The 7,138-nt window shown below is 51.1% G+C and carries 2 protein-coding genes; both read left to right on the forward strand.

Annotated features, from left to right (window positions below; genetic code table 11):
* On the forward strand, nt 1-632 hold a 632-nt coding region (locus I8J30_RS32565; RefSeq protein WP_210664495.1), incomplete at its 5' end, for an S-layer homology domain-containing protein.
* 190 nt (nt 633-822) lie between these two features.
* On the forward strand, nt 823-7,138 hold a 6,316-nt coding region (locus I8J30_RS32570; RefSeq protein ID WP_210664496.1), incomplete at its 3' end, for a DUF4073 domain-containing protein.

The raw sequence follows: 7,138 nt of genomic DNA on the forward strand, positions 1-7,138 counted from the left end.
AAGTGGTGAAGAACGCGAAATACGACAAGAAGACGCAAACCGTCACGTTCGCGCCGGAGCACTTCAGCTATTATGCAGCAGGCTCGGCAGCTATCCAATTCGGAGATATTGAAACGGTAGCGTGGGCGAAGGACAGCATTGAAGCACTGGCTGCACGCGGAGTCGTGCAAGGTGTTGAGGACAACCGCTTCGCACCGCAAGGACAAGTGACGCGTGCAGCCTTCATTACGATGCTGATCCAGGCACTGGATCTGCAAGCGACGGCGGCAGGTACAGAAACAGGGTTCAGCGATGTGAAGAGCGGCCAGTGGTACTCGGATGCCATTGCAGCGGCGAAGCAGCTGGGCATCGTAACCGGTAAGCAAGACGGAAGCTTCGGCGTGAATGACAGCATCACGCGCCAAGATATGGCGGTCATTCTCTACCGTGCGCTTCAACTGGAGAAACCGGAAGCGGGAGCGGCGGCGTTCACGGATCAAGGCGCAATCTCGGCTTACGCGCAAGAAGCTGTGCTTGCCGTGCAAGAGGCAGGCTTGATGAACGGTCTTGGCAATGGCAGCTTCGCCCCTAAAGGCGAGACTACCAGAGCTCAAGCGGCTGTGACGATTTACCGGATTTTGAATTTGATCTAAGTAACGGAAACCGCCAATACGTGAACGGACGTATTGGCGGTTTTTAAAAACAACCTGTCAGTCATCTAATCAAGTTGTTCGCCTATTACAACTCAATTGATAGATAGCGAGGTTATTGACCATGCTCATAAAAAAGAAGAAAATAGCAGTGATTTGCAGCGCAATGCTAGTTTGGGGTTCAGTAGCGAACTTGCCCTTCATCCAATCTGTCGGCACAGCTTCCGCTGCAACGGCGGTAACCTATACAGGATCCGCGGCCGCGCCTGAACATAAACTGTCATTATGGTATCAGAAGCCTGCGGCAAATTGGGAAACGGAGGCGCTTCCGATTGGCAACGGTTATATGGGAGCCATGATCTATGGAGGCGTAGAACAGGAGCATATTCAGTTTAACGAGGAATCCCTTTGGACAGGCGGTCCCCGCTCGAAAGCAGGTAAAGGGAAAGATGGCAACAGACCCGGCGCAGCAAGCCATCTGGCCGATGTCCAAGCTAAATTAGCCGCTGGCGATGAAGCCGGCGCTAGATCCATTGCGGAGCAGTATCTGACCGGTACATTGGATGACTATCCTGAGTTCGGGGGCTATCAGAGCTTCGGCGATATCTATCTGGATAACGTGCTGCCGCCATCGGTAACGGTAACGGATTACCGGCGCGAGCTTGATCTCGAGGACGGGATTGCAAGGGTAACCTATAAGCAAGCCGGTGTAGAGTATAAGCGCGAATATTTCATGAGTTATCCCGATCATGTGATGGTTATGCGTCTTACCAGCAGCAAACCCAATATGTTGAATTTTATGCTGAGTATAACGAGCCCGCAAGTGTCGAGTAAACCTACTATCGTGGCAGATGGAAATAGATTAACGATGAGCGGGAATTTGTATGATAACAATATGGCCTATGAATCGCAGCTGTTGGTTCAGAATGAGGATGGCATCGTTTCTCCGGGAATCGGGAAATTGACGGTGGCCAATGCGACTTCCGTAACGATCCTGATGTCGGCAGCAACAGACTACGTGAATCACTACCCTGATTTCCAAGGGACTGACCCTCATCCGAAGGTCTCGAATTATATTGCGGCTGCTTCCGGTCATACCTATGAACAACTGCGCGCAACCCATATGGGAGACTACAAGTCGTTGTTTGGCCGCGTGTCCTTGAACCTGAATAACGAAACGGCGACGGTTCCTACAGATGTATTGCTCAACAATTATAAAGCAAAACGAAACAGTGCTCTTGAAGCTTTATTTTTCCAATATGGCAGATATCTGCTCCTCTCATCGTCCCGTCCGGGATCGCTTCCCGCGAACCTGCAAGGGAAATGGAATAATTCGCTGACGCCTCCATGGGGATCGGATTATCATGCGAATATCAATCTTGAAATGAACTATTGGCCTTCCGAGATTACGAATCTGCAAGAAACGGCGATTCCTTTAGTCGATTATTTAGATTCCTTGCGAGAACCGGGCAATGTGATGGCCAAAACCTACTATGGCATTACAGGTCCGGGCTGGACGGTGCATACGATCAGTAATATTTTCGGTTATGCCGCTCCCGGTTGGGATATCGGGACTTGGGGCTGGCATTCTGTCGGCGGTGCCTTCCTATCTCTGCAATTATGGGAGAAATACCAATTTACAGGAAACACCGATTATTTGCGAGACAAGCTCTATCCCATTATGAAAGAAGCGGCGGAGTTTTGGACGAAGACGCTGATTACGGACAAGGACGGGACATTGGTTTCCTCCCCGTCGTATTCGCCGGAGCATGGACCGCTTACAGTTGGAACTAACTACGAGCAAGAGCTTATTTGGCAGTTGTTTACGGATGTGATCCAGGCAAGCGAAGTGCTTGGAGAGGATGCGGATTTCCGCAACGAACTTATTGATAAACGCAGCAAATTATCCATGCCTAAGGTTGGGCAGTATGGACAGCTTCAAGAGTGGAAAGAGGACATCGACGATCCGACCGATCAGCACCGCCATATTTCTCACCTGGTCGGCCTCTATCCGGGGAATCTGATCAATCCGGTTACGTCGCCTGATTTATTTCATGCTGCCAAAGTAACCCTCACGCAGCGCGGTGACGAATCAAACGGTTGGAGCAGGGCGAATAAGCTTAACTTGTGGGCGCGCGCCTTGGATGGCAACCATGCGATGACGATTCTCAAGGGACAGCTCGCCAGCAGCACGTACACCAATCTATTCGATATCTGTCCGCCTTTCCAAATCGACGGTAACTTCGGCGCAACCTCGGGCATTGCGGAGATGTTATTGCAAAGCCATACGGGGAGCATCGACATGCTGCCGGCTCTTCCGGATGATTGGTACTCCGGTGAAGTGAAAGGACTTGTAGCGCGCGGGGCATTTACGGTTGATATGAAATGGAAGGGGAAGGTTTTAACCAATGCAGCTCTTGCTTCCTTGGAAGGAAATGTCGCGAAGGTTAGAAATGATATCTTCCTGCATCCGGAGAAATTGACGGTAACAAACGCAAATGACGGATCAGCTGTGAACTATACCGCTGAAGGCAATACAATCACTTTTGCTACGGAAGCCGGCGCAACGTACAATATCGCTTCTTCCTTAACGCCGCAGCCTGCACCCATTAATGCGGCTTCGTCTGTAACGGTGGATGACCGCGATTCTTCCATAACTTATAGCGGCAGCTGGGGCGAAGGCGGAGGATCTACCTATGCGGGAACGGAGAAATACAGCAAGACTGCTAACAACTACGCTCAATTTTCTTTTAACGGGAATGCCATTAAACTGATTTCATCCAAACAGAGCAACGCAGGTAAAATGGATATTTACATGGACGGAGTATTGGATGCGGCAGACATCGACTGCTACTCTGCTACCTCTCAAAAACAATTCGTCGTGTACGAGAAATCCGGTTTGTCGGTTGGTGAGCATACGATTAAAGTCGTCGTGAAAGGAACCAAGAATGCGTCGGCGTTAGATAGTTATATTCTGATCGATGCCTTCCAATACTCAACGCAAGTTCCTGCACCGGAGGTGACTGCGGATGATGTGAACAATGTGATCGTCAATGCGGATGATACGATGGAGTATTCCGTTGACGGCGGCGTGAACTATACGAAGTTTGACCCTGCAAATATACCGACATTTCCAGGCGAGATGACGGTACAAGTGCGTATCGCCTCGAATTCGGTCAATGCAGCCAGCCAATCGACGACGCTTACTTTTACGAATAGCGCTCCATCATTTCTCGAACTTCCGGCACTTAAAGGGAAGGCGGGAGACGCGCTGACTACAGTAGTAGGCGCACTGGATGCGGATGGAGACTCGGTTGCGTTTAGCTCGCCGGACTTGCCTGCAGGCGCTGCGCTGAATCCATCAACCGGTCAATTTACATGGACGCCGGCGGCGAATGGCAATTACGCGATTACCATTCAAGCGACGGATGCCAAGTTGGTCGGCAGTACCGTTTTATATGTCTATGTCACGAATCAAGCGATTGCGGTTACGCCAATTAAGCTTGATGAACGCGACAGCGCGCTTGTCTACAGCTCAGGCTGGAGTAATAATTCAGATGACGGAGATTACAAAGGAACCGAGAAATACAACAATATCCCGGGCAGTTACGTACAATTAACCTTTATCGGGAATGAAGTGAAATTTATTGCTGCAAAGCAGTCGAATACAGGGAAATTCGATGTCTATCTGGACGGCGTGCTGGATCAGGAGGATATCGACAGTTATTCGCCAACGACGATCAAACAACAGGCGCTCTATCAGAAATCAGGTTTACCCAACGGTACACATACGTTGAAGATCGTAGTAAAAGGAACGAAGAATGCTGCGGCAAACAACGCTTACATTCTGGCGGATGCATTCGAATATACGCCTGCCGTTGCGGCGCCGCAGGTCACGGCAGATGATGTGAACAATGTCATTATCGGCGCTGATGAGTCCATGGAATACGCAGTGGATGGGGGCGCATACGCGAGCTATGCAGCGGATCAAAGACCGATGTTCAAAGGGGCGAAGTCAGTCGCTGTGCGAACGGCAGCGAATGCGTTCAACCCCGCAGGTCTTGAGACTGCGCTGACGTTTACGAATGGCGCTCCAATACTTAATCCGATAAGTGCCGTTCATGCCAATGTCGGCGATGAGGCAGCTGTAACGGTCATCGCTAACGATCTGGATGGCGATGCGTTTACATTCCGTTCGCCGGACTTGCCTTCAGGGGCAACGTTAGATGCACATACCGGGGCATTGCGTCTGAGACCGCTTGCGGCAGTGAACTATTCGGTGACCATCATCGCAACGGATAGCAACGGAAATTCATCTCAACTTACCGTTATGATTGAAGCGACATTAGGGTCCAATCGCAATCCGGTTATTTCGGATCTGGCGCCTATTCAAGCAAGAACGGGAGATCATGTAACCTTTGCTGTAACAACCAGTGATGCAGACGGTGAAGCGATTGTTTACAGTGTAACCGGTCTGCCGACAGGTTCGACATTCGATACCGAGCATGGCGCTTTTGATTGGCCGGAGGCTGCAGAGGGGGATTATACCATCACGGTTACGGCGACTGATGCTCGCGGCGGTTCTGATCAATCGTCAGTCTTGCTGCGTGTAAGTACGAATCAGGAGCCGGTTATTCAAGCCATTCCGGCTGTTAACGTGAATGCGAAGGACACGATTTCGCTGGTCGTGGAAGCGAGAGATGCGGATGGGGATGAAGTATCGTTCAGCTCTGACAATCTGCCGGCCGGAGCGATATTAAATGCGGCAACGGGCGCGTTCATTTGGCCTCAAGCAGTGGCAGGTAATTATGCGGTCCACATCACGGCATCGGATAGCAAATTAAGCAGTACGTCCACGCTATCCATTCAAGTTTCGCTGAAATCCCGCTTAATTCCGCCAATTACGGTTGATGACCTTGAACCTGACGTCAGCTTCGTAGGATCCTGGACATCCAGTGGCGATAGCCGCGATTACGCAGGAACCGAGAAATACAGTTCAGCAGTGAATGCCTATGCAGAATTCACGTTTACCGGCGATTCTATTAAAGTCATCGGGGGCAAACAGTATAACTTAGGTAAGGCTGATATCTTTATTGATGGCGCGCTTGCTCAAGCTGATGTAGATACCTATTCCAGCGAGTCGATCAGACAGCAGGTTCTCTATCAAAATAACGCCTTGGCTAATGGTCAACATACCATTAAGGTCGTAGTTAAAGGTACGAAGAACGCCTCATCGACCGGAACCTTCATCATGTTGGATGCTTTCGAATATACGGTACAAACGCCGGAAATCGGTGTATCCGCAGATGATCAGCATAATGTGATCGTCGGTGCGGACAGCACAATGGAATATTCGCTTGATGGCGTAACCTATACGAGCTATGATGCCGCGAATATCCCTGTCTTCACAGGCAATAAATCTGTTTCGGTCAGAGTTGCCGCTACGGACGAATACATGGCGGGTGCGGCCAAAACGTTACTATTCTCCAATAGCGCTCCTATCATTGAAGCAGTGGGGCCGATCGTTGTAAATGCAGGCCAAACGGCTGCCTTTACGGCGGTTGCCAGCGATGCGGATGCTGACGCTGTCGTATGGAGCGCTGAAGATCTTCCTGCCGGAGCGACATTAAATGCAGAGACAGGCGAGTTCCAATGGGCGAACGCAACAACGGGCGATTACGTTGTGACGGTGCAAGCAACGGACGGCACGGCTACCGTTACCCGTGATGTTGCCATTCACGTAGGCGATGAAGTCGTGCCTCCGGTGAACCATGCGCCGGTCATTGCGAACATCGCAGCGATTCATGTGAACGCAGGCCAAGCGGTAAGCTTCACGGCGACGGCAACGGATGAGGACGAAGATGTATTGACGTACAGCGCGGCAGACTTGCCGGCGGGCAGTTCCATGGATGCAAGCACAGGCGCATTTGCGTGGAGCAGTGCCGCAGCAGGCAATTACGTCATCACGGTAACGGCTACAGACGGCGAATTGTCGAGCAGTACGGAAGTTACGATCGAAGTAACGACTGGGAATGTTGACCCAACACCGCCTACGCCGCCTACGCCGACACCTCCAACGACAATCGTGACGGAGGGACATGTAGAGCTGAAAGCAACGCCGGATGCATCCGGTCAAGCTGCGGTGAAGGTAACGGGAGCAGAACTCCTTCAAGCGGGCGAAGGGAAAACCAAATCCGTCACGCTAACGGCAGCGGTGGATGCTGCCAAACCGATTACCGGCATTGTGTTCCAGCTGCCGGCGCAGCAGGTGAACCAATTGGCAGCCGATCAGAAATCGTTGGTGCTGGATGCAGGTTTTGCAACGGTATCGTTCGATGCAGGCATGTGGAAGGCGATCATCGGCGATAGCGGCAAAGAAGTGCAGCTATCGGTGAAACAGGTCGACGGAGCGACGCTGAACGAGCAAACCAGAGCGCAGATCGGCGATCACATCGTGTACGACTTTACGCTAACTGTAGACGGCACTAAAGTAAGTCAGTTCAAGAAGA

It is taken from the genome of Paenibacillus lignilyticus, from assembly GCF_017942085.1.
GTDB lineage: Bacteria > Bacillota > Bacilli > Paenibacillales > Paenibacillaceae > Paenibacillus_Z > Paenibacillus_Z lignilyticus.